The sequence below is a fragment of the Photobacterium ganghwense genome (assembly GCF_017329545.1).
GTDB lineage: Bacteria > Pseudomonadota > Gammaproteobacteria > Enterobacterales > Vibrionaceae > Photobacterium > Photobacterium ganghwense.
The window spans coordinates 1,134,714-1,158,108 of the sequence record NZ_CP071326.1 but is presented as its reverse complement, the minus strand read 5'-3'; the positions used below and the strand labels follow the sequence as shown (position 1 = coordinate 1,158,108).

22 protein-coding genes are annotated in these 23,395 nt (G+C 48.5%); 11 read left to right on the top strand and 11 right to left on the bottom strand.

The features are described from left to right. Positions 1–55 precede the first annotated feature (55 nt). From FH974_RS21375 to FH974_RS21360, 4 genes are all read right to left on the bottom strand, one after another. The gene (locus tag FH974_RS21375; RefSeq protein WP_053061866.1) at positions 56–2,119 is read right to left on the bottom strand and encodes an acetoacetate--CoA ligase; all 2,064 of its coding nucleotides are present in this window, start codon (positions 2,117–2,119) and stop codon (positions 56–58) included. 11 nt (positions 2,120–2,130) lie between these two features. Beyond that, positions 2,131–2,781, bottom strand: coding sequence for a maleylacetoacetate isomerase (gene maiA / locus FH974_RS21370; RefSeq protein ID WP_047885845.1), 651 nt, complete (start codon positions 2,779–2,781; stop codon positions 2,131–2,133). 96 nt (positions 2,782–2,877) lie between these two features. Further along, positions 2,878–3,906 (bottom strand): fumarylacetoacetate hydrolase family protein, encoded by a 1,029-nt coding sequence (locus FH974_RS21365; RefSeq protein WP_047885844.1) that lies wholly within the window; start codon positions 3,904–3,906, stop codon positions 2,878–2,880. A gap of 68 nt (positions 3,907–3,974) precedes the next feature. Continuing rightward, complete coding sequence (locus FH974_RS21360) at positions 3,975–5,117, bottom strand: homogentisate 1,2-dioxygenase (RefSeq protein WP_047885843.1); 1,143 nt, start codon at positions 5,115–5,117, stop codon at positions 3,975–3,977. Positions 5,118–5,553: 436 nt separating this feature from the next. Here FH974_RS21360 and phhA point away from each other — a divergent pair, with 436 nt between their 5' ends. The 5 genes from phhA (at position 5,554) to FH974_RS21335 (ending at position 10,561) form a co-directional block, all read left to right on the top strand. Beyond that, complete coding sequence (phhA, locus tag FH974_RS21355; RefSeq protein ID WP_047885842.1) at positions 5,554–6,465, top strand: phenylalanine 4-monooxygenase; 912 nt, start codon at positions 5,554–5,556, stop codon at positions 6,463–6,465. Continuing rightward, positions 6,458–6,799, top strand: coding sequence for a 4a-hydroxytetrahydrobiopterin dehydratase (locus tag FH974_RS21350; RefSeq protein WP_047885841.1), 342 nt, complete (start codon positions 6,458–6,460; stop codon positions 6,797–6,799). Before phhA ends, FH974_RS21350 begins: the two co-directional genes overlap by 8 nt. A gap of 207 nt (positions 6,800–7,006) precedes the next feature. Then, the gene (locus FH974_RS21345; protein WP_047885840.1) at positions 7,007–8,317 is read left to right on the top strand and encodes a paraquat-inducible protein A; all 1,311 of its coding nucleotides are present in this window, start codon (positions 7,007–7,009) and stop codon (positions 8,315–8,317) included. A gap of 13 nt (positions 8,318–8,330) precedes the next feature. After that, positions 8,331–9,980 carry an intermembrane transport protein PqiB gene (gene pqiB, locus FH974_RS21340; protein WP_047885839.1) on the top strand — a complete coding sequence of 550 codons (1,650 nt, stop codon included), beginning with the start codon at positions 8,331–8,333 and terminating at the stop codon, positions 9,978–9,980. After that, positions 9,980–10,561 carry a PqiC family protein gene (locus tag FH974_RS21335; protein ID WP_047885838.1) on the top strand — a complete coding sequence of 194 codons (582 nt, stop codon included), beginning with the start codon at positions 9,980–9,982 and terminating at the stop codon, positions 10,559–10,561. The genes pqiB and FH974_RS21335 overlap by 1 nt, the downstream gene beginning before the upstream one ends. A 330-nt stretch (positions 10,562–10,891) precedes the next feature. Here FH974_RS21335 and FH974_RS21330 read toward each other — a convergent pair whose 3' ends face one another. Next, entirely contained in the window at positions 10,892–11,107 is a 216-nt protein-coding gene (locus FH974_RS21330; protein ID WP_047885837.1) for a hypothetical protein, read from the bottom strand. A gap of 285 nt (positions 11,108–11,392) precedes the next feature. On the opposite strand from FH974_RS21330, the gene FH974_RS21325 reads away from it, so the two are divergent. Then, positions 11,393–12,307: an ROK family protein gene (locus FH974_RS21325; RefSeq protein WP_047885836.1), complete on the top strand. Its 915-nt coding sequence runs from the start codon at positions 11,393–11,395 to the stop codon at positions 12,305–12,307. A 212-nt stretch (positions 12,308–12,519) separates the two neighbouring features. Continuing rightward, the gene (locus FH974_RS21320; protein WP_207103745.1) at positions 12,520–13,053 is read left to right on the top strand and encodes a cytochrome P460 family protein; all 534 of its coding nucleotides are present in this window, start codon (positions 12,520–12,522) and stop codon (positions 13,051–13,053) included. Positions 13,054–13,342: 289 nt separating this feature from the next. Here the strand turns inward: FH974_RS21320 and FH974_RS21315 are convergent, their stop codons facing one another. Together FH974_RS21315 and FH974_RS21310 are read right to left on the bottom strand one after the other, a co-directional pair. Further along, positions 13,343–14,395: a porin gene (locus FH974_RS21315; protein ID WP_047885834.1), complete on the bottom strand. Its 1,053-nt coding sequence runs from the start codon at positions 14,393–14,395 to the stop codon at positions 13,343–13,345. Positions 14,396–14,399: 4 nt separating this feature from the next. Next, positions 14,400–14,876: a hypothetical protein gene (locus FH974_RS21310; RefSeq protein ID WP_242551904.1), complete on the bottom strand. Its 477-nt coding sequence runs from the start codon at positions 14,874–14,876 to the stop codon at positions 14,400–14,402. Between the two features lie 101 nt (positions 14,877–14,977). Here FH974_RS21310 and FH974_RS21305 point away from each other — a divergent pair, with 101 nt between their 5' ends. From FH974_RS21305 to FH974_RS21290, 4 genes are all read left to right on the top strand, one after another. After that, the gene (locus FH974_RS21305; protein WP_207103744.1) at positions 14,978–17,641 is read left to right on the top strand and encodes a hybrid sensor histidine kinase/response regulator; all 2,664 of its coding nucleotides are present in this window, start codon (positions 14,978–14,980) and stop codon (positions 17,639–17,641) included. Positions 17,642–18,006: 365 nt separating this feature from the next. Continuing rightward, on the top strand, positions 18,007–18,423 hold the full coding sequence (locus tag FH974_RS21300) for an ester cyclase (RefSeq protein ID WP_047885831.1): 417 nt from the start codon (positions 18,007–18,009) through the stop codon (positions 18,421–18,423). Between the two features lie 208 nt (positions 18,424–18,631). After that, positions 18,632–18,913, top strand: coding sequence for a peptidylprolyl isomerase PpiC (gene ppiC / locus FH974_RS21295; RefSeq protein WP_047885830.1), 282 nt, complete (start codon positions 18,632–18,634; stop codon positions 18,911–18,913). A gap of 284 nt (positions 18,914–19,197) precedes the next feature. Then, the gene (locus FH974_RS21290) at positions 19,198–19,704 is read left to right on the top strand and encodes a GNAT family N-acetyltransferase (protein WP_047885829.1); all 507 of its coding nucleotides are present in this window, start codon (positions 19,198–19,200) and stop codon (positions 19,702–19,704) included. A gap of 553 nt (positions 19,705–20,257) precedes the next feature. Here the strand turns inward: FH974_RS21290 and FH974_RS21285 are convergent. From FH974_RS21285 to FH974_RS21270, 4 genes are read right to left on the bottom strand one after another with little or no spacing between them, the layout of a single operon-like run. After that, entirely contained in the window at positions 20,258–20,890 is a 633-nt protein-coding gene (locus FH974_RS21285) for a HupE/UreJ family protein (RefSeq protein ID WP_146149697.1), read from the bottom strand. After that, positions 20,872–21,474 (bottom strand): HupE/UreJ family protein, encoded by a 603-nt coding sequence (locus FH974_RS21280; RefSeq protein ID WP_207103743.1) that lies wholly within the window; start codon positions 21,472–21,474, stop codon positions 20,872–20,874. Before FH974_RS21280 ends, FH974_RS21285 begins: the two co-directional genes overlap by 19 nt. A gap of 2 nt (positions 21,475–21,476) precedes the next feature. Continuing rightward, the gene (locus FH974_RS21275; protein ID WP_047885826.1) at positions 21,477–22,496 is read right to left on the bottom strand and encodes a HupE/UreJ family protein; all 1,020 of its coding nucleotides are present in this window, start codon (positions 22,494–22,496) and stop codon (positions 21,477–21,479) included. After that, positions 22,493–23,350: a peptidyl-prolyl cis-trans isomerase gene (locus FH974_RS21270; RefSeq protein ID WP_207103742.1), complete on the bottom strand. Its 858-nt coding sequence runs from the start codon at positions 23,348–23,350 to the stop codon at positions 22,493–22,495. Before FH974_RS21270 ends, FH974_RS21275 begins: the two co-directional genes overlap by 4 nt. Between the last annotated feature and the right edge of the window lie 45 nt (positions 23,351–23,395).

Here is a 23,395-nt window from a genome sequence, read left to right as displayed (position 1 = left end):
CCGGAAGCGAAAAGAGGGTTTTCAGGCGCTTGTAGCCGTCTAACCCTCAAAAGTCTCAGGGAAGCTTCAGCTCCGGACGATTTTTAAACTCTTCCAGAGCTTCAGGGTTGGCCAGCGCACCCAGATTTTTGACGGGCTCGTTGTGAACCACGTTTCGGACTGCCAGTTCAACCAGCTTGCCGGATTTGGTTCGAGGAATATCACTGACACTCAGAATCACTTCCGGGAGATGCCGGGGTGAGCAATGGGTACGAATCCGATCCCGAATGGTTTTTTCCAGTTCCTCACTAAGAGAGACGCCCTCATTGAGTTGAACAAACAGTACCACCCGAACATCATTGGCCTTGTTCTGACCGATAACCAGTGAATCTTTTATCTCATCCAGGCGGTTAACCTGGCGGTAAATTTCCGCTGTACCGATACGTACGCCACCTGGATTCAGAACTGCGTCGGAACGGCCATAGAAAATCAGACCACCGTGTTTGGTTAGTGAGACGTAGTCACCGTGATGCCAGACACCGGGGAAAGTGTCCCAGTAGGCACTGTGATAACGGCTGCCGTCCGTGTCATTCCAGAAACCGCAAGGTTGGTTGGGGAAGCTGTTGCAGCACACCAGTTCGCCTTGACGTTCATACAACGGATGTCCTTCGCCATCAAACACCTGAACATCCATCCCCAATCCACGTCCCTGGCATTCGCCACGATATACCGGGCTGATGGGGTTGCCGATCGCAAAGCAGCCGCATATATCCGTACCGCCGGCAATAGACGCGAGTTGAACATCCTGATGAATGGACTGGTAGACGTAGTCAAACTGCTCAGGAGAAAGCACCGAACCGGTCGAGCACAAGGTACGCAGCTTATTCAGCTTGTGAGTTTGAATCGGCTGGATTACCTGTTTCTCCAGTGCTTCAAGATACTTGGCCGAGGTGCCGAACAAAGTAACGTTTTCTAGTTCAGCCATGTCCCACAATACATTTCCGTTGGGGTAGAAAGGCGAGCCATCATACAGGATCAGCGTAGCTCCTGATGCCAGTCCGGTGACCATCCAGTTCCACATCATCCAGCCGCAGGTAGTGAAGTAAAACAGCCGGTCGCCCGGTTTTACATCACTGTGTAACTGATGCTCTTTCAGGTGATTTAGCAGCGTGCCGCCCACACTGTGAACAATGCACTTGGGTTTGCCGGTTGTGCCGGAGGAGTAAAGGATATACAGCGGGTGATCAAAACTCACTGGGGTAAAACCGAGTTCGCAGGGTTCCGTCGATGACAGAATCTGCGTCCAGTGATGTTCGCTGACACCCGGAATGGTTATTGCGTTTGTTGTATCGGTTACATTAGTGACGTTGTCACTATTGGCGGAGAGGCCAACGTATGGGATTGTGACCACGTGGGTCAGGCCTTCCAGTTCAGCGGCAATATCGGCTACTTTCTGGCGGTAGGTGTGCGTTTTACCGTTATAAAAATAGCCATCGGCAAAAAACAGGACTTTAGGTTTAGTCTGACCGAAGCGCTCAATGACGCTGTCGGCACCAAAATCCGGAGAGGTTGAAGTCCAGGTTGCGCCTAGTGCGGTGGTGGCCAGCATGGCAACAATGGTCTGCGGCAGGTTTGGTAAATAGCCCGCCACCACATCGCCTTTCGTGACGCCAGCCTGGTGCAGGAATCCGGCAATCTGAGCGGTTTGGTGATAGAGCTGTTCCCAGCTCAGTCGTTGAATCCGTGAGCTGTCGCCTTCACTGTGGAAGACGAGCGCGTCTTCTTTTGCTCGCTGGTGCCAGTTCTTGAGCAGGTTTTCTGCATAGTTCAGTTTTGCGTGCGGGAACCACTGGGTGTCTTTGGCTGGGGCTTGGCTTGCTGGCGGGCAGTAGCTGACTGGCGGTTTTTTCGCGCCTTCAACACCGCAAAAGTCCCAGAGCAAATCCCAGAATTCTTCACTGTGGTTGACACTCCACTGATGTAGCTGGTTGTAGTCGTGAAATAGGGTGTCTTTTTTTGCGCTGACTGCAACCATGAACTGGTACATCAGGCTGTCATGTATCCGGTCTTTTTCCGGCATCCAAAGCAGGGCTGATTGTGCGCCTGATGGGGTTGCCGTTGTTGAGGCAGTTGTGGTCATAATCTGTTACCTCAAGGTTGCTGGTTGTCAGGGTGGGCGGCAATAAATGCCGGTAGCGCCTGGCAGCGTGCTTCAATATCCAGTAGGCGAGGGTAATGGCTGAGATCGAAACCAAAACGTTTCGCGTTATAGAGTTGAGGAATCAGGCAAATATCAGCCAGTGAGGGTTCATCTCCGCAGCAAAAAGGGTGAGAATGGCGACTTACCATGACTTCCAGGCTTTGCAGGCCTTGCTTCAGCCAGTGGTGATACCAGGCCATTTTTTCGCTCTCGTCAATGGCCAGTGGACCGGTCAAGTATTTCAGCACCCGTAAGTTGTTCAGGGGATGAATATCGCAGGCAATCGCGAACGCGATTTCTCGGCATTTGGCTTTTTGCCATGGTTCGGAAGGCAGCAGTGGTGGCTCCGGATAACGTTCATCCAGATACTCAATAATGGCCAGTGACTGACTGAGAAGTTCGCCGTCATTTTCGGATCCTGCCGCCGGATCGGGAATGAAGCCCGGCACCAGTCCGCTTGGATTAAGCGCGGTATATGTTGTGCTGTTTTGTTCGTTGTCCAGTAGTGATACTGGCTGTTGTGCATACTCCAGCCCTTTGAGGTTAAGGGCGATTCTGACCCGATAAGACGCGGAAGAACGGTAATAATCGTACAGTTTCATGATAACAATCCTTTTATGCGCTAAACCTGTTTCGCTCTAAGCACAGTGCTGACACCTGGGTGTCAGCACTGAATCAAAGCGCAATAAGTACCGTTTTTACACGTGATGCGGATCGTGGTGGTTCAGATCTTCATCGTGATATTTGTGCTCGTAACGCACAACCGTCTGATCGATGGCGCCAAAAATGGAGTGCCCGTTGTCATCAAACATTTCGATACGGACTTTGTCACCAAAGCGCATGAACGGTGTTTTCGCTTCACCCTGATCGATAATTTCTAGCATGCGGCGTTCTGCCAGACAGCATGAGCCGCTGCTGCGATCTTTGTTTGAAACTGTACCTGAACCTATGATGGTACCGGCAGAGATAGCACGGCTTTTCGCAACATGCTGCACCAGTTCCGCAAAGTTGAACGTCATGTCTGTACCTGCATGCGGATTACCAAACAGCTCGCCATTGAGATGCACCGTCAGAGGGTGGTGAACTTTGTAGTCATGCCAGTTATCACCCAGTTCGTCCGGGGTCACGGCGACCGGAGAAAAAGCAGAAGCAGGCTTGGACTGGAAGAAACCAAAACCCTTGGCCAGCTCGCCAGGAATCAGGTTACGCAGCGAAACATCATTTACCAGCATCAGCAGTTTAATATGGCCGTGAACTTCTTCGGTGCGGGTACCCATGTCGACATCATCAGTAATGACTGCGATTTCTCCTTCGAAGTCGATGCCCCAGTTTTCGTCTACCGCTAGGATGTCGTCCATCGGGCCAAGGAAACCGTCAGACATTCCCTGATACATCAGCGGATCGGTCCAGAAGCTTTCCGGCATTTCGGCACCGCGGGCTTTGCGAACCAGTTCAACATGGTTAACGTAAGCACTGCCGTCTGCCCACTGGTATGCGCGTGGCAGAGGAGAGGCACACAACGCCGGATTGAACGGAAAGGTATCCGGTGCAATACCGTCATTAAGGTTACGGTACAAATGCTGCAGATCGGCCTCGACCTGATCCCAGTTATCCAGTGCAAACTGGAGAGTAGGGGCGATGTCGTGGGCATGAACGGCCGTTTTCAGGTCGCGGGAAACAACAATCAGCTGGCCGTCACGACCATGGTTAAGAGAAGCTAGTTTCACGTAATACTCCTTGTTTCAATGTTAATCCTTGGGTGGGCCGCAACGTGAAATAAGTGCGGCCTGCTGCGTTATTCGTTGGTCTTAGGTCGACTTTTCCAAGAATAAACATAGTCTTTATTTTCAGCACTTTCCGCTTGTTCACTCACTTCGAGTGGCCAGCGGGTATCAATCATGACGGCGACCTCGTCGGTTTCTTTCTTCGGTGATGACATACTGGCTGCCAGCGCTTTCGGATGCGGGCCGTGTGAAAAGCCGCATGGGTGGTGCGTGATCATGCCGGCTTCGATGTTGTCACGGCTGAAGAAATTACCGCGGTGGTAGAACAGCACTTCGTCATAATCATCATTGTTGTGATAGAACGGCACTTTCAGTGCATTCGGGTCACTTTCAATTGGGCGTGGTACAAACGTGCATATCACAAAACCATCTGCCACAAAGGTAGTGTGTGCCGATGGCGGCAGGTGATAGCGGTGGCTCATCAGCGGGCGGATATCACGCCAGTTCAGTTTGAACACGGTCAGATCCCCCTTCCAGCCCTGTGCATCCAGCGGGTTGTACGGGTAAGTGATAGTGTTTAACTGGCTGCGTGCTTTCAGCTTCACTTTCCAGGTCTGGTTGTCACTTTGCTGCGCCAGGAAGGTGTCGTTGATTCGTGCATATTCCAGCACGCCCGGGTCAAACACCGCATGTTTACCGACAATACCGCGTTCTGCCATTTTGTAGCCGCTGTTGGTGGCTTCGATCAGCAACATTTCAACCGGCTCGTGCGGCTCAATACGCCAGCTGGTGGCGCGTGGCAACACAATGTAATCACCGTCACGGAAACTCAGGTGGCCGTAGTCACAGAACAATTCACCGCTGCCGTTATGGATAAACAGAACTTCATCTCCATCACCATTGCGGGCCAGGTGGTCCATCTCTTTGTCGCAGCGCCATGAACGCAGACGGACATTGTTGTTGAACAATAACAGGGCGGCATCCCAGGGCGAATTGCCTTGAGTTTCAATCAGGTTGGTATCAATCGCTCGCGGACGCAAAGGCCCTTCCCATTCCGTCCAGCCTGTTGGCGGGTGGCTGTGGTACATATGACTGGCCGGACCAAAAAAACCTTCCTTGCCACACTCGCGCTCATACGTGCCTTCCGGTAGATCACAGTGTGCCTGCCGGGAGACTTTCCCTTCAGAAATAGGAAACTGAAACCATTGACGCATTGCCTGTCCCTCTGGTTATCGGTGGGTAAAATTTGACGTTAAATCCGTGGTTAACGTTTTGTTAATTCATAGCTTAACTCTGGCCCAGAGCGTGCTAACAGGCAACTGTTGCCGAAATTTAGCTTTTTGTCAGATGTTCGGTTTGCTTTACATATCCAAGTAAATTCAATGAGTAATGGCAACCCCCAGTGTTTACAAGGGCTCTGGAGGGGTTTTTCAGGGTTGAAAATGGTGTGTAAATGAAATGTTACAGGTGGGGTTTTTCTGATTCTTGAGAAGGGCTTCCTTTGTCCACCTGAACCCTCCTAATCTAATTAATAACCAGCGAGGACAATCACTTTCCTATTCCGGGGAAGTGAATCCGAAAGCTGAACTGAATGATTAGGACCAACCAAATTTGCCAAGGTGAGGCAGAAACAGATGAAGTAGGACGATTATGGGTAGTGCGACTAAATATGTATCAAAAAAGCCCGATGAACGAGGCTTTGTGGACTGGGATCAGTCTGAAAATCAGATTTGGCATGATTTGGTGACTCGTCAGCTTAGTTGCGTGAGCGGACGTGCCTGCCAGGCCTACATTGACGGCCTGAAAATGTTGAATTTACCAATCGACAAAGCGCCGCAACTGGGGGATGTCAACCGGGTGCTGAAAGCACAAACAGGCTGGGAGTGTGTCGCAGTACCCGCCCTGATTAACTTTGACAGGTTCTTCGAATTGCTGGCAAACAAGCAATTTCCGGTTGCCACCTTCCTGCGCAGCCGCGAAGAGTTTGATTATCTGCAAGAGCCGGATTTTTTCCATGAAATCTTCGGTCACTGCGCCATGCTGACGAATCCGGCGTTTGCTGAATTTACGCATACCTACGGGAAGCTGGGATTCAGTGCTTCACCGAAAGATCGGGTATATCTGGCACGTTTGTACTGGTTTACCGTAGAGTTCGGTTTGCTGCAGGAAACCAACGGCATCCGAATTTACGGGGGCGGTATTTTGTCATCGCCGGGTGAAACGCGATTTGCGCTGACAGGTGATTTCGAAAGTGCCAATGATTCGGTCAACGATCCTGAATCGGGCTTAAACCAACAGAACACCGAACAGATTGAATTATCACAACGTGAGGTCAAACCGATTTACCGGCCATTTGACCCGATTGATATCATGCGAACACCATATCGCATTGATATCATGCAACCTGTCTATTTCATCCTGGATGACATTCAACAGCTTTTTGAGCTGGCTCAGCAGGATATTATGAGTATGGTGGAGCAGGCGAAGGCAATGGGCCTTCATGAACCGCTGTTTCCACCGAAAAACAAGGACGAAGACAAAAAAGTGGGGAACTATGTCTGAATTACATGAACTGAAATGTGAAGCTTGCCAGATTGATGCGCCAATGGTGACGGAACTGGAAACAACAGAGCTGGTGAAAGATATTCCGGAATGGGACGTATTGGATCGTGATGGCATTAAGCAGCTAGAGCGTGTATTCAGCTTTAAGAACTTTAAGCAGGCATGGGCCTTTGCCGACAAAGTGGCCGAAATGGCGGAAGAAGAGTTCCACCATCCGACGATTACTCTGGAATGGGGCAAAGTAACGGTTTGCTGGTGGAGCCACTCCATCAAAGGGCTACATAAAAATGATTTCATTTGCGCAGCAAAAACCGATCAGTTGCTGGCAGAATAATGACATAAAAAATCGCGGCAATCTTTACGGTTAGCCGAGCTTTCATAAAACCCTAAGTTTAATAAACTTAGGGTTTTTTCATGTTACGTTAAGGTAAAAACAGTATTTTATTGCTTATGGAATGAAATATATTTGCGTTATGATTGCGAAAAATCATACGTGAGCCTTATCTATACTGATAATAGATAAGGGATTTAGAGGTTACATATGGGCAAACCACAAGAGCCTGACACGCTGGTTGGCTGTGAAGAGTGTGGGTTGGTGGTTGAACTGCCGACATTAAAAGATGGTGAAAAAGCAACGTGTCCCCGTTGCGATCACACTTTGGCGAAAAGAATAGCTTTGCCCTTTCAGCGTCCGCTGTCTTATGGCGTTGCCAGTCTGGTTATGCTGGTGGCAAGCATCAGCTTTCCTTTCATGTCATTTAGTGTGAAGGGGATCAAACAGGAAATCACGCTTATGCACGCAGCAGAAATGCTGAGTGTGTTTCAGAACAGTTTACTGGCGCTTTTGCTTCTGCTGACGGTGCTGATTCTGCCGGCAACCTACCTTATTTCTTTACTCTATTTTTATTTTCGGGCCTGGACACTGGTGATGGGCAGAAGCAGTAATGCGATCAGTGCAACGGAAAAACGTCTGTGCCGGTTGATGCTGCGTATTGAACCCTGGTTGATGGTGGATGTATTTCTGATTGGGGTGCTGGTCAGCCTGATCAAGATCGCTTCATTGGCTGATATCGGGTTGGGTATGTCATTCTGGGCGTTCTGTATTTACACCGTGCTGGTGGTGAAATGCGTGTCGATGGTTGACCCTACCTGGTTATGGATGCAGTTCTTGCCGATGGAACGACTGCCGCAGGTCAAAGCCGGTGACTCCCACCTGTCTGACAATCACATCAGTTGCCATTATTGCGGTCAGCTGAATGCCATTGATCAGGACGGAAAGCGATGTGTGCGCTGCCACGGTAAATTGCATGGTTATCATCCGCAAGCGATGCTGCAACGTTCCTGGGCGCTGCTTATTGCTGCCACCATCTTTTTTATTCCGGCAAACCTGTACCCGATGATGTACACCGTGAGCTTGGGTAATAGTGAAGGCTCCACCATTCTGGAAGGGGTGGTGCTGCTATGGCAACTGAAGTCTTATCCGATTGCGGCGGTGATTTTCTTTGCCAGTATTCTGATTCCGTTGGCGAAAATTTTTGCCCTTATCTGGCTGTATTCACATGCCCAGAAGGCCACGTCGATGGATGATATGAAAGCTATCAAGAAGCTGAAGCTCTATCGGATGACCGAATTTATTGGTCGCTGGTCAATGATCGACATTTTTGTCGTGGCGATTCTGGTTGCGCTGGTACAACTGCAAAACCTGATGGCGATCTACCCGGGTCCGGCGGCACTTTCATTTGCAGGCGTGGTATTACTGACCATGCTGTCTGCGATGTCATTCGATCCGCGCGTGTTCTGGACCAAACAAGAAAGTGACACGAATTCCTCACAAAACGCTGTGAACCATTAAGAGAAAGAAATCTATGAGTGAACAACCCTCATCAAGGGCTAAAACCCATGTGATTAAGCAGGTATCGTCCATCTGGCTGGTACCCCTGATTGCCGTTGGTATCGGTATCTGGATGCTTGTTCAGTACATTACCAGTCAGGGCCCGGTTATTACCCTGCGTCTCGATACCGCAGAGGGGATCGAAGTCGGTAAAACCGAGATCCGCGCTCTGAATGTAAAAGTGGGTGTCGTGACCGATGTGGTCCTGAACGATGATTACAGTGCGATTGAAGTCACTGCCCAGATGGATAAAGACGCCGAGCGTATGCTGATGGAAGATACCTTATTTTGGGTCGTGAAACCGCGCATTGGTAAGTCGGGTGTCTCGGGGCTGGATACGTTGCTCTCTGGTGCGTATATTCAGTTGCAGCCGGGCCATGCAGACAAAGAAAAACGTCATTTCGATGTGCTCGATATTCCACCGGTCGCGCCACCTGATGCAAAAGGGCTGCGTTTGATTCTGACCCACAATGAAGCCGGTAAACTGGGGGTGGGCGATCCTGTTTTGTATGAGGGCTTTACGGTTGGCCGTGTTGAGAAAGTCATGTTTGACACCAACACCAAGAAAGCACACTACCAGCTGTTTATTTTCGAGCCTTACAACGGACTAATTCGTAAGCGTACCCGTTTCTGGCTGACGTCTGGTGTTGATATGCAGATTTCGGCAGAGGGCTTTAACCTGAAAATCGGCTCAATTGAATCCTTATTGACTGGCGGGGTAAGCTTCCGCGTGCCTAATGGTTACGATCCGGGTGAGCTGATCACGAAAGACAAATCTGTGTTCCGCTTGTATGACAGTATCAAAGATGTACGTGAACGTTTCTTCGACGAATATCTGGAATATGTCATGTTGTTTGATGAGTCCGTTCGCGGCCTGAAAGCGGGGGCGCCAGTGGAATACCGTGGTATTCGCATCGGTACGGTTCAAAAAGTGCCGTTGAATATGGCGATTGGTGTACGTGAAGGCTTTAGCAACCGTCCAATTCCGGTATTAGTACGTATCGAGCTGGGACGTGTCGCTGAGCATGTCAGCAACGAGACGCTGGAATCGTTAAAGGTCAATCTGGAGAAGGAATTTGGTAACGGACTTCGCGGGACCCTGAAAACAGGCAGTCTGCTGACTGGTGCGTTGTTGGTTGATCTGGAAATCTATAAAGATGAGAAGCCGTTTGTACCGCGGCAATATGGTGAATATACGATCTTCCCGACCAAGGCGGGTGGCTTTGCTCAAATTCAGCGTGAAGTGATGGCTGTATTGAAGAAAGTCAACAATCTGCCGATTGAAGATACGCTGACAACACTGACTCGAACCATGGAAACGTCGCAGCAGACATTGCGAGCAACTGAAAAAGTGGCTAGTCAGCTTAACAATCTGTTAGCGCAGCAAGAGACACAGGCGCTGCCGGGCGAGATTCGTAAGAGCCTGCAACAGATTCAGAATACCCTGAATGGTTACGGGCCAGACGGCGTGCCATATCAGAATCTGGAATCTGCACTGCAGCAGTTTGAGCAGGTAATGGCTGACCTGCAGCCTGTTTTACGCCAGTTGAATGATAAACCTAATTCACTAATCTTCTCAGATGAAGCACCGGCTGATCCGATTCCGGTTGGAGGAAAACAATAATGAAAAGAGTCGTCTTACTGGCACTGCTTCTGGCCGGGTGCAGTTCATCGGAACCGACCACCAGCAAAACGTATTTGCTGCCAACCACCGAAACGAATTTGGCGACCTCGTTCGCCAATAAACATCAGCCGGTTGTTGTGGTAAGACCGGTTCAGGTTGCGGAGCACTTGTCCGGTACAGGTCTGGTTTATCAGACCAGTGAAACGGAAGTTGTTCAGGCGCGCCAGAATCTGTGGGCAGAGAGTTTGTCTAAACAGCTGACCCGCATCATTACGCAGGAACTGCGTCAGAAACAGTCTCGCTATTGGTTTGACGAGCTCTCACCGGTCGTCAGTAATGCGAATGTGCCGAAACTGCAGGTGAAATTTGACCGTTTTAACGGGCATTTCACGGGACTGGCACAACTGAGCGGACAGTGGATTTTGACCGATGCGGAAGGCAGAGCGGTCTCCAGGCAACCATTTTCGATTCAGGTACCGCTTGAATCCGGTGGATACGATGCTCAGGTTCTGGCGTTGTCAGAAGGGGTCTCTCGCCTGACTACACAGATTAGTCAGAGTATCAGTCAGCTGACGCTGTAACGTGAACCGAACACGCTGGTCTGCCAACTCGTTAACAGACCAGTGAAAAATAGCAAAAAAAGAGAGCCCGAAGGCTCTCTTTTTTGTCGCGGCAAACTCGGCGCTGACTGATCCTCTGATGTCGCTACAAGGAAATGGTCGCGGCCAGAATACCTTTACCGTCAGTTAGCTTAGTAGCCAGTTAGGGTATCGCTTGCCTGAATGTACCGCGCTGTGCTCATGTTGAATATAGGGATCCTGACATAGGGACCCTGATACATTGTCCTCAAGTGGGTTACCTGTATCTTCGTTACGGCTACATGCACTTTGGTACCGTTCTCTTACTGCCGCTCAGCGATGGCATTTTCGGTAATATCCGTTGACCCAGCACTCTGGTAAGGATTCGCCAGAGGGGAACGCAAGATATTGTTTATCAACACTGACCGGGTCAGCCAGATCCTCACCAGACTGATACTGCACAGTAACTTCATTGGAGAATGGGTTGATCAGGGATGCCATGTCGATGACATCCACCAGATCGCCGGTACGGGACTCTTTCAAAAACATTTCTCTCTCCATAGTTTGCTATGTGACTGAGAATACAAACCGAATCTTGGCTAAAGTTAGCCAAGCAAACATCGATCACTGTTGGTTATCGTTTTGGTTTAATTATGGCTGATTTTGCGCGCTTTGCTTTTGGTGTCGATCAGCCTGCTGTAAAGCGTGTGCAGCGTATGGTATTCGGTGGATAGTGTGATTCTAGCGACCGGTTATGTTCAAACGATACGCGCGCCAACCTAACCACCAGATAAGCTTCAGCTACGCAGCTATACGCATCAACAAGGATATTAAATGAGTCAGTTTTATTGGGGTGTGGACCTTGGCGGCACCAAAATTGAGTGTGCGGTGATGAATACGGAAGATCAGTGCGTCCTGCGACACCGAATTGATACTGAAGGTGAGCAGGGGTACGAGCACGTTATTGGCCGGATTGGTCTGCTGGTTAACACTTGTGCCAACGAACTTGGTGTATTTCCGGCGCGAGTGGGTTTCGGTACGCCGGGTACGCTGGACCCGGCAACGGGGGTGATGAAAAACTGCAACTCCACGTTTTTAAACGGACGAACGCTTGATCGTGATCTGGAAGCTGAATTGGGTGTGCCTGTGGTGCTGGCCAATGATGCAAATTGCTTTGCCTTGGCAGAAACCCGTTTAGGTGTAGTAAAAGATATTTGCCCCGATGCACAGGTTGTTTTCGGCATCATTATGGGAACCGGTGTCGGCAGTGGCATTGTGGTGCACAACCAGGCTCTGTACGGCTGTCATGGTATCGCCGGTGAGTGGGGACATAACGTTATTGAAGCTGGTGGGGTTGCCTGCTACTGCGGAAAAGCCGGATGTGTGGAAACCGTGATCTCCGGAAAAGGACTTGAACAATATTTTCAGCAACAGGCAAAGGTCAGTGCGCCGGTGCCACTTCAGCAAATTGTTGCCATGTCAGCGCAGGGAGAACCGGCAGCGCAGAAAACATTGGAGCGGCTTTACTCGTACTTTGGAAAGGCGGTTGCTCAGGTGATCAATATTCTGGATCCGGATGTCATTGTGGTTGGCGGCGGAGTGGGCAATATTGACAGCCTTTACGAGCATGCTGAGCAGGCCATTTTACCGCATTTGTTTAATCCGGTGCTCAATACCCGAATTGTCAAACCCAAGCTGGGTGACAGCGCCGGGGTTTTCGGTGCAGCGATGTTAGTTAAACCGAATTAAGTGGCAGCTGTGAGTGAATGTAAACCCAGCTAGTCTGTTGGCTGTTGACTCGCCTGAGTGTGTCAATGGACTAACTGTGTCTGCGGAAAAGAGATTCTCCTGAGGAAGCTATACTTCTGGCAATGTGATAACGGTTAAGCGGGCAGGTAACTGCCGGCCAGACTCAGATTTCATGCCCAAATTCCATGCCCACATTCCCTGATAGGAGAGTAATGATGAAAGCTGACTTGTCTCAGGTAAAGCGTCTTCAGGTAAAACTGCCTTTAGTGTTGCTATTCACGCTTGGGTCTTCTGGCAGTATTGCTGCCACGGACCTGCCGCAACCCTCGCACGGAATAGATTATCCGGCAGGATGGGATCAATGGTCTGCAGTCGCTGTTTCGCACCGTACGGATAACAACACAATCCGCTTAATCTTAGGCAATGAATTGGCGGTGAAGGCCGCGCGGGAAGGCCAAACCAATCCCTGGCCGGACGGGGCGATATTAGCCAAAGTCGTGTGGAAAGATACCGAGCTGGAAAATTGGAAAGCAGCTACTGTGCCGGGTGAGTTTGTCCATGCTGAGTTTATGTTCAAAGACTCTAAACGTTTTACAGAAACGTATGGCTGGGGCTGGGCGCGTTGGGTTGGGCCTGAACAAAAGCCTTTTAATGAAGGCGCTGGCGTGTGCGTGGCATGTCACACGCCAGTTAAAGATCGTGACTGGGTATTTACCGATGTGCCTTTCTTTCCACAGTTTAAATAACGGGTAACGGATGTTTTCGTGACGTTGTGACAAAACCTATTGGCAGATAAACCCTGTTGGTAGATAAACCCAATCAACCCCAATACGGCAAGGTGCTAAGGTTTCTGGAATTGGCACCTTGTAGCTTGCATCCAGTAGCGGCACCTTGTAACGGAATCAGGCACCTAACTCCTGATAAACAGGTGCCATGTAGACCATATCGGCCATATCGATAGGTACTTGGTAAATTGAAGATAGGCCAATTGGTAACCAAAATCCCGCAGAGACTTAACACCGTTCCGATAAAGCCTCAGAAAATAAAGCTCAGCATCAGAGTAAATAACTGGGCATCTTTATCTTCCCCGAGACGTTTGCTTGGCACCGTAAACTGGCCGGGGTTTAATGCATCATAATCCGAGCGTGCCATGTAAACGCCTTGCCATTCAGCATTCAGTGAAATTGTGTACGTTAAATCGTATCGAACACCCGCCGTCAGACTCTGAGATTTTCTGCGATGATGACTTTCGCCGTATACCAGATATGGTGTGAATTTATCTATGGTATAAGCACCGGACAAATACCAGTTACTTTGCAATTTATCCGTCTGAGCTTCAGCAATCAGCTGCCAGCCATCCCAGGAATATTCAGCACCCAGAGTATAGATATTCAGCGTTTCCTGATATGGATTCGGATCCGAGGTCAAGGTGTACTGAGTATTCATATAGCCGAAGTGAATGCGGTAATTAAAACCGCTGAGTTCGACAGATAAACCCGCCATATGATTGGTATCGAATGTCAGGGTTTCATCGCCGAGGCGCGTAGTATTATTGCGTTCAAAGCCATAATAGGGTGACAGTGTCACAATGGCTTCATCATTCAGCTCTTTCAGCCACAGGGCAGAGATACCGTCAAAATAGGTAAACCCTAAAATACTGTCATAAACCTCCTGAGGGGGACGTGCCCATGGGTAGGTCTGGCCGACGTAGTAGTACTCCGACATCAGAAATAAGGGGATGCGCAGACGTCCGCCTTTCAGGTTGAGCCCGCCGAACTGATAGCTGAGATAACCCCATTCCATTTCAGGATCAGACCAGTGATCCTGAGGGCGTTTAACAACCTGTAACGATGCCCTGAAAGCATCAGATAACTGCCAGTCAGCCTGCAAGCCAAATGTCGTATCACAGTCAAAACAGGTGTCATCGACAATTTCACGATGTACAAACAGCGGTGCGGCGTTATCGGTACGAGTCACCGATGTTGACCCGAACCCGCTGACGGATAATGAGTCAGAAAGCGGAATGGCGGCCTCACTGAAAGGGGCGGCGACAAGCAGTGGAAGTAATAAGGTAATGTATTTGGTCATTCCGTTACTCTCCTTGTAACACCGTGATCAGAATATTGGCATTTTCGGGCACATCGCGAATGGGCGCATACGCGATGCCGTTCGGATTGTTGTTCAGCCACTCCAGAATGTCTTTAATGTCGTCACTAGACAGTTCTTCCGGCGGTGTCCCTTTGCCGGAAAATGACAGACTGGCCCAGTAGCCATTCATTTGAGATACCGACTTGCCAAGTAACATGTTGTAAAACTCTTCGCGGTGAATGGAGTTTTCAGATAAATCAACCAGGACGATCTTAATGCTGCCGTTCAGTTTCTTGGTTTTCCCTTTGTAAAGCATGCGGGCTTTACTCTTACTTAGCGGGGGAAGATCGCTATTGAGCGTAAAGACAGCAAATTCAACGTCGTTTCCTTCCCTTGCGAGCGTCATTTTGCTGGTGGTGAGTAGTGAAAATACGATCAGCGTAGCGAGGAAAAAATGTGTAAAACTCAATCCTTTGAACATCGATAAAGTTCCATCGTACTGCTTATATCCTGCTATAAATACTAGTAGACATTGATGTGACTACAAATAGACATTTCAGGAATGCAAAGCAAGGAGCAAATATGGGCCTTCTTAACAGGCTTTCAATCAAACTGCGTATATTAACGCTGGTTATCCTGCCGATGGCATTCGCGGGGGTATTTACCGGAGAAGAAGTCACAAAATTGTTGGATAAGGTGAAATCACTGGGAATGTTGCAGTCCCGAATCGAACTGCTTGATGCTAATTCCGATTTTTCACAGGCTGTACATACCCTGAAAACAGACAAACTGGCCAATATCGGCAATCCGCATTTATCCATCCCTGCCTATGAATCGCTTTCTCGTTTCGAGTCGCAACTGGCCAGTGCATTCTCACTTACTACCTTACCGCAGGTACAGACTCAAACGTTAGAAATGAAAGAGCTGTTGGAAGAGTATGAGCGAGTTTCACCAGAAGAAGTGAATGACTGGTCAGACTGGGGTATTGATCTGGTGACGCAAAACCTGGTGCTGCTGGAAAAGCACAAACTGGCCATCGGTGAAGCGGCGATTGAACAAAAGGTCGATATTCTCTTTCAGTTACAATGGCTTCAACTTTGGGCACAGCAGGAAAACTGGTATATCCAGCTGATTCATCAAATACCGCAAAACGCTCCCGTTTATAAAGAACAACTTGATACCCTGATTGAACGACAGCAGTTGATCATCGAGCGCTACCTGACGATCAATGCCACGCCAGCGCAAATTGAATTGCTCAGCAATACCTTTGCCAATCCGGTGTTTGCGACCAGCCACAGTTATCGTAACCAGATTTTTGATGACAATCAGGTCACCGTCGGAATGACAGAAATGGTGAAAACGCTGAACGAGCGTTATGCCCTGATTCAGTATGTTGTTCACACACTCAGCAGTGAGTTGCACCGAAATATTGATGACTCCATTCAGTCAGCCCGCACCCTGATCTGGTTTTATATTGCCGGTATTGTGTTTTCATTGGTCGTGACCCTGATTCTGGGCATGAATCTGTTCCATCGTTTTGGTTCGTATTTAAACCGGATACTGAAATCAATGGCCAGTCTGGAAAAAACCGGTGGTCACGAAGCCAAAGTCGAGGCTGATGGCAATGATGAGCTGACGCAGTTCAGCCATAAACTGAACCGCCTGATTGATGAGAGAATCCAGAACCGGATCAACCTTATCCGAGCTAAAGAAGAGGCGGAAAAAGCCAACAAGGCGAAAAGCTCCTTCCTCGCGAATATGTCTCATGAAATCCGTACGCCGCTAAATGGTATCATTGGCATGTCGGGGATTCTGGCTGATACGGAACTGACTCCATCACAGGTGGAGTATCTGCAAACCATTGAAACCTCCTCACAGACCTTGTTGCTGCTGATAAATGACATTCTGGATCTCTCGAAGATTGAGTCAGGGAATCTCGTGCTGGCACCAACGGAGTGTGACGTTCAGGAGGTCGCCTATGACACTATCACGATCATTCTTGCGCGCGCCGCGACACACGGACTTGATCTGCAAATTAAACTTGACCCGGCTTTACCGGCTCTGGTCATGCTGGATGAATACCGGCTGCGTCAGGTACTGATCAATTTACTCTCTAATGCGGTGAAGTTTACTCACAGTGGTTCCATTACCCTTGAAATAACGAATGAGCGTGTGAATGAGAAACATGTCAGGCTGTCGTTCTCGGTCACGGATACAGGGATAGGTATCGAAAAAGATAAGCAACAGCAGATTTTCGCTCCTTTTACTCAGGAAGACGGGTCAATCACCCGCCAGTTTGGTGGCACCGGGCTGGGACTGGCAATCTGCCGCCAGCTGGTGGAGTTAATGGATGGCGAAATTCAGTTGCAGTCAGAGAAGGGAATCGGCAGCCGTTTCACGTTCAGTATCGAAGCACCTGTTTATCAGCAATTCCCTTCGGATGTTGAGCCTCTGCGAGGTAACCATGTGCTGATCGTCGGTGATAGCTCTGATCACCGGGAATGGATTCACCATGAATGCCGCAAAAATGGCGTGCATGCTGAAGCCCTGACTGTGGAGCATTTTCTCGGCAAAGCGCAGCGCGTTGAAACGGACAGCTATGACTTAGTCATTTACTGCCAGAACTCGCTGACAGAATCAAAACTTCACCTGTCTGAGATTCGTCAGTTGTTACCGGGATTGCCGGTGGTGCTGAGTTGCCGTCATCTGGATGATAAGTACGATTTTGGCAACAGCGTTGATGGGGTCATTACCTTGCCATTGCTTGGGCGACGTTTCGTCAGAACACTGAAGTCAGCGATTAGCTCGGGTAAAACAGAAGCCAGTACGCTGGGAAGTGACACCGTACATACCGAGGAAACCGAAAAAGTCCTGATCGTGGAAGATAACATCGTTAATCAGCGAGTGGCATCTGTTTTGCTGAAAAAAGCAGGATACCAATACGACATTGCCAGTAACGGGCAAGAAGCTGTCGAAGCGTTTAAGCTGGGATCACCTTACTATGCGGTGTTGATGGATTGCATGATGCCGATAATGGATGGCTTTTCAGCGACCCGAGAGATCCGCCGCTGGGAAAACGATCAGTCCGACATTATTACCCGTACCCCAATCATTGCGCTGACAGCCAGTGTGCTGGACGAAGACATTACCAAATGCTTTGATGCCGGCATGGATGACTATGTTGCGAAGCCGTTCAAAAAAGAGGTTTTGCTGGAAAAGCTAAAAGGTTTGAGTTCTCTGGTTTAAGCGTGGGTCGGGGCACTGACAGCCGGATAGCCGACTCTCTGAACCAATATTATCTCTGCCCGGTTTTTGGCACTTGCGGCTTAACATTAACTGGTTAACCATTGGCTGATTAAGAATCGCCCTGAACGGAAGGGCTTTAGGGTGTTTCTTCTTTGCTGTTGTTTTTGCGGCTTTTAGTCAATTATTCGCTTTTAACTATTCGCTTTATTTTAAATAGTCCACACTTGAAGGGCGGCCTGTCGACGCTGCCAATTTGGCATCTGGCACTGCTTTTTCAACGGTGGTATGCGCGTTTAAGTCACCGATTTTAAATCCACGATTGAATGGTTACGTAAATGGGGCCCGTTATTGCGAGGTAACCATCTATGAGTATTTTACTTGAGCAAGCAAAACTATTTTTTGAAGCCTGTGAAACTGGTCAGGGGTGGGAGATATGCAGTGCTTATTGCCATCCCGATGCCACCTTCTCAGCCCAGGCCGATGCTTTGACTGAGATAGATACGCTGCAACAATACACCGAATGGACCAAAGGAATATTAACGCCTATACCTGATGGGCACTATGAATTACGGTTCTTTGCCGAAGACGAATCGCGAGACGCTGTAGCAGCTTACGCCGTGTTTCATGGCACCAACACCGGTCCGGGTGGCCCGGATGTTCCTACCGGAAAAACCATCGCGGCAGATTACGTGTATGTGATGCAGTTTGAGGACAATCGAATTCGGCACATGACCAAAATCTGGAACGATACTATCAGCCTCAGACAGTTAGGCTGGGGATAACCGGTGAAACGAGGTAGGGCGTTAGGCAGGGAAGCCTGCAAATGCCAGTGGATGTCGTTGTCGGATACTGTTGTTAGGATGCTGTCGTATAAGCTGTTGAATCTGATTTTTGAACGGAATTTTACGCGTAACCCGTTCTGACTCTTGCTACTTTGAGTGATTTATCGCACACTTCGGGCGTTTTTTACTGTGACAATAGGTTTTCATTATGGCATCCACTGCAGCAGCTCTGCATATTCTGGTCAAACACAAAGAACAGGCCGACGATATTTTGATGCAACTCAAAAAAGGCGCTAAGTTTCAGACGCTTGCAAAAAAATATTCAACGTGTCCGTCAGGTAAGCGTGGCGGTGACCTCGGTGAATTTCGCCGCGGAGCGATGGTGCCGGCGTTTGATAAAGCGGTATTCAGCGGCAAGGTGCTGGAGCCAATTGGTCCGGTAAAAACAAAATTCGGATACCATATTATTAAGGTGCTTTACCGTACATAAGGGTAAAACCTGTATTGGCACTGTTCGAGACAGTGTCGACAAGATGGCAGGGTATATTCGAACGGTCCTCCTGTATGCCTGCCATCACTAACATATCCTTATCTCATTCAATCTAGGCTCATTCAAGCAGGACACACTAAAGTCGGACACATTCAAATCTAATCCTTTCAAATATGCAGCATGCGAAACCAACTTCGGCTACGTTGAGCGCGAGTGCATATTAACGTTGCCAAACACTTTTCTGATGTCATTATTGTCTATAAAAACCCTTTGGAGTCTTTTTCATGTCGGATGTGATTCGTTATCAGATTCATCCAACTAAGGATCAGTTACAAGATGCCACCGCAATTCTCGCTACACAGCCTAATGCGAAGCATTTAGTGACTCCTATAAATTTGGCCAACGATTTTTGTGTGGTGGTTGCCATTGATGGCGAAAAAGTGGTGGGGGTTGCTACTATAAAAGCACTTAAGCAGGCAGATATTGGTGAAATTGGTCACCTTTACGTTCTTCCCACTTATTTAAGGCAAGGTATTGCGAAACAACTTACCCATTTACGCATCGAATATGCGCTGAAACATGGTTTGGCGTTACTTTATGCGGTGATTAAAGAAGGTAACGTAGCATCGACACAAAACCTTATTAAATTTGGTTTTCAACATTTTGGTTTATTTACCAATGTGAAAAAGACCGGGAAGAATTTCGACTGGTACTATCTGGTTCTGGAAAATTCTCTGGATGGTGAATCCGTAATGGCTACATTAACTCATCCTCGTCAACGCCTTCTATAGAGATGTTGTTAATATGGTATTTTGTCCCTCTAGTCGTTACACCGAAATGTCAGCCTTAATAAGCAAGGCGGAATTTTACGTTTAATTACTGTTATTACCCTAATACAATAATGAGTCAGGGTGAATTTCTCTGACTCGTTTTTCCCAATCGCGTTAACGTATTAGGTTAGTCGCGGTTCTCATTAGTCAATTTTTTATACTTCCTCTTATATCAAGTAATCTAAGGTTTTTGTAAAAAACACCAGAAGCTATTCAATCAGAAGGCTCAAGTTAATATCGTTATAACTCAGCTATTACCTCATGCATAAATAGAGAGAACGTCTAAACTTCATAGCAAAGTAATCTATTGGTTGAACAACAAATCAATGTTTTATTTTTTGAACGTCATCCAAAAAGAAAGGATGCAGAACGTCGGGTTGAATTGGGTCAGGCGAAACACCTTCCAAAAGCATTCTTCATCGACTAACCATCGTGACCTGCCCCTAGTATCCTTGTTAGCTTTCAGCCTCATTTTGAGGCTGCTTCAAACACCTCTGACCGTCACATAAGATCATCAAATAACCGTCTTCAGATACCAACCAAAGAGCAATATTCCGCTGGCTGATACCCAGCTACCTAACACGCGCACTGCAATCCGTGTCCATGCAGATTTCAGGGCAACCACACTCGCGCTGACTAATGTCATAAGTACAAATAAAGCGCCGATGGTGCCAATTAGTCCTGCTGCTGCCGGGCCTGCTTGAAGGGCCTGACCGTTAAAAACACCATGTGCAAACCCGACAAAAGCAATGACTATAACCAAATGGCGTTTGGGTATGACGACATCCGCTGCGACTAATACGCCCAGCAGTACAAAAGAAATGGCGGCAATGGGCAGGGAGGATGAGTCGATGGTCGTAGTCAGGCCAATGAGACCGCCAATACACCAAGCAATGGGGAATGCAAACATACCTAAACGGCTGGCCGATGCTCCTGATAGCCCGCAGTAGAGTGCTAATGCGATGACAGTGAGTAGGTCTTCAGGCGTGATGAATAAATGCGTAATGCCATCATAAACAGGGCCCAAACCGGTGTTCACAAGGTGAGCGTGTGCAAAGCAAGGCAGAAGCGCAAGCATTATTGCGACGCCGGCATTCCATCTTTTCAAGCGAGTGAAGCGTTTGAGAGTTACAGCAGAGCCTGCCACAAAAAGACGCCTCCCATCACCATGACAACGGAACCAGCACCTCGCAAAATCAGTTTCCCAGAATTAAAGCGATGTAACAGACCTAAACTGATACCCACACAGTGAAGTGTGCCAGTGCCAACCACAAAACCTATCGAATACAGCAGTCCATTTTGTCCTTTAGGTAATTCTGTGCCGTGTGCATAGCCATGAAAAAGGGCGAAAAATCCAACTAAGGCAACGATAAATTTCATGTTTGCTTTGGCTTCCATCAGCACCATAAAACCCAGCACGATAGCCGAAAGGGAGATACCAACTTCGACGCTGGGAAAAGGTAATCCGAGTAAGCCGATAAAACCGCCAAATGCCATCATCATAGGAAACGCAACGGGTAAAAGCCAAACGGCTGGTCGACCTAACTGAGCCCCCCAGATGCCCACCGCAATCATGACTAAGATATGATCAAGGCCAGACCAAGGATGCCCCAAACCAGTGACGAATCCGGCTGCGGGGTTTCCTTGAACGTGGGCTTGGGCAATCGGTGATATCAACACACTTAATGCGATGCCTGATAGCAGCAGCTGACGGTGATACGCCTGCCTCATGTTTATAATCCTCCAGCCAGTATGACTGTTCTTTGAATCGTCCAGTAAGCGCCCAGGCTTCCGACGAGATAGCCGGGAATCCACGAAACCCATTCAGGCCAGCGAACGTTGAGCGTGTTAAATGCCCAGAGCATGGCAAGCGCCAAGCCGACAAAACCGATTTGACCGAGTTCGACGCCAATATTGAATGACAGGAGTGCCAGCGGAAGCTCTGCTTTCGGCATGCCAGTGGTGGTCAATCCGCTGGCAAAACCAAATCCGTGTAGTAGTCCAAATCCGAATGCCACTATCCATGGATAGTGAATTGTCCAGCTTGGTTGTCCTCGGCGTGCTTTTATGATTTCCGGGCCTAAAAACAGAATGGACAGGGCAATCGTGGCGTTCAACGGCGGCAGTGGTACGGACGCAAGTCCTAGTGTTGCCAGCCCAAGCGTGATGGAGTGAGCCAGCGTAAATGAAGTGATGGTTTTAAGTAATGCTAGTTTTGTTTTGACGATCAGCATTAAGCCAAGGACAAACAACAAATGATCTATTCCCAGCAATATGTGGTGCAATCCCAGCGCCACATATTCCGCGCCAGCCTGATGCCAGCTTCGCTCGCCTCTCAAGGTGACCGATGGGCGAGTGGGGCTGGCGATATAGGTAAACTCACTGCCGTCAGTGAATACAGTTCGTACCAAAACATCGGTGATGGTTTTTTCTAGTCTGGGAAAGCGTAAGGTCGCGCCGTTAAATTGTGTTTTATCGACGGCGACAATTTTTGTGGTGATGTGTGCATCTTTGCTGGCGAAGGTTGAGGCGGGTGCTATTTCCTCCCATGCATCTGGCAACTCCAGTTGAGCAGGATGAGGTTTGCCGTAATAAATCGGGGCTTTCCAGACGACCTGATAACGCTGTTCATCCAGCTGGGTGATATCCACAACACCGGGCTGGCTTTCATGGGCATTGGCGATGTTGCTGAGGGTGATTAGCAGCAATATTAGGCCAAGCCATGTTGATGAACGGCAATATGGCTTCTTCATGGCATCGCCTTTTGGCTGCCGCTGTTATCAATCTTTACTGTGTATTGCTGGCGCAAACGCTGATAATGGATATCCAGAAATTGCTGGCGACGCTCTGAAAGTACACCTCGCTCCACGGTGGCTTTTACTTCTCTTAACTCTGGTATGTAACTCGGGATGCGATGCTCAACTTTGACTAGGTGATAGCCATATTGTGAGCGAATAGGGCCTGCCCATTTTCCCTGCTCCAAAGTATCTATTGAGTCTGCAAAAGCTTTTCCGAATTGGTTATGAATCGTTCTGATAGACATCAATGGATAATGGTTTGCCAGTAACGTTGAGTCGCCTAACTGCTCGATATTCGCTTGTGAATGGTGCTGGTTAAGCTGCTTTTTTAGCGACTGAATCTGTGTATCAAGTTCTTCTTGAGTATGTTGAGGGGAAAAATAAATTTGTGAGAAGGCGAGTTGACTGTCAATCACAAAGTCATCCGCATGGCGCTTCAGGTAGCTTTCTAACTCGCTTTGAGTGGGGGCTTTTCCGGCAGAAAGATCGATATAGAGCGACTCTAACTTCATGCGCAATCTGCGTTTAATATAGAGATCCTCGTTTTGCAGCCCTAAAGACAAGGCTTCTTGGTAAGTAATATCGTCTCTTATTTTTTCTTCAATTAACTGAGTGAGTTCTTGTTCACTGGGGGGACGCTGCCAAGTGTTGTGAAAGTTGTTGATGATATTTTCAATGTCGGCCCGGGTGACATTGATGATCTTCAGCTGTCCTTGTTCAGGTTCGTCGTTTATATAATCGAAAGCGACAAACAACAAGGCACCTATCAGTAAAAAATGAATCAGAGGTTCCCGAATGAGTTTTTCCATAAACCGCCAAAAGTCAGATGAAATTACCCCTTCATTACGGTAAGA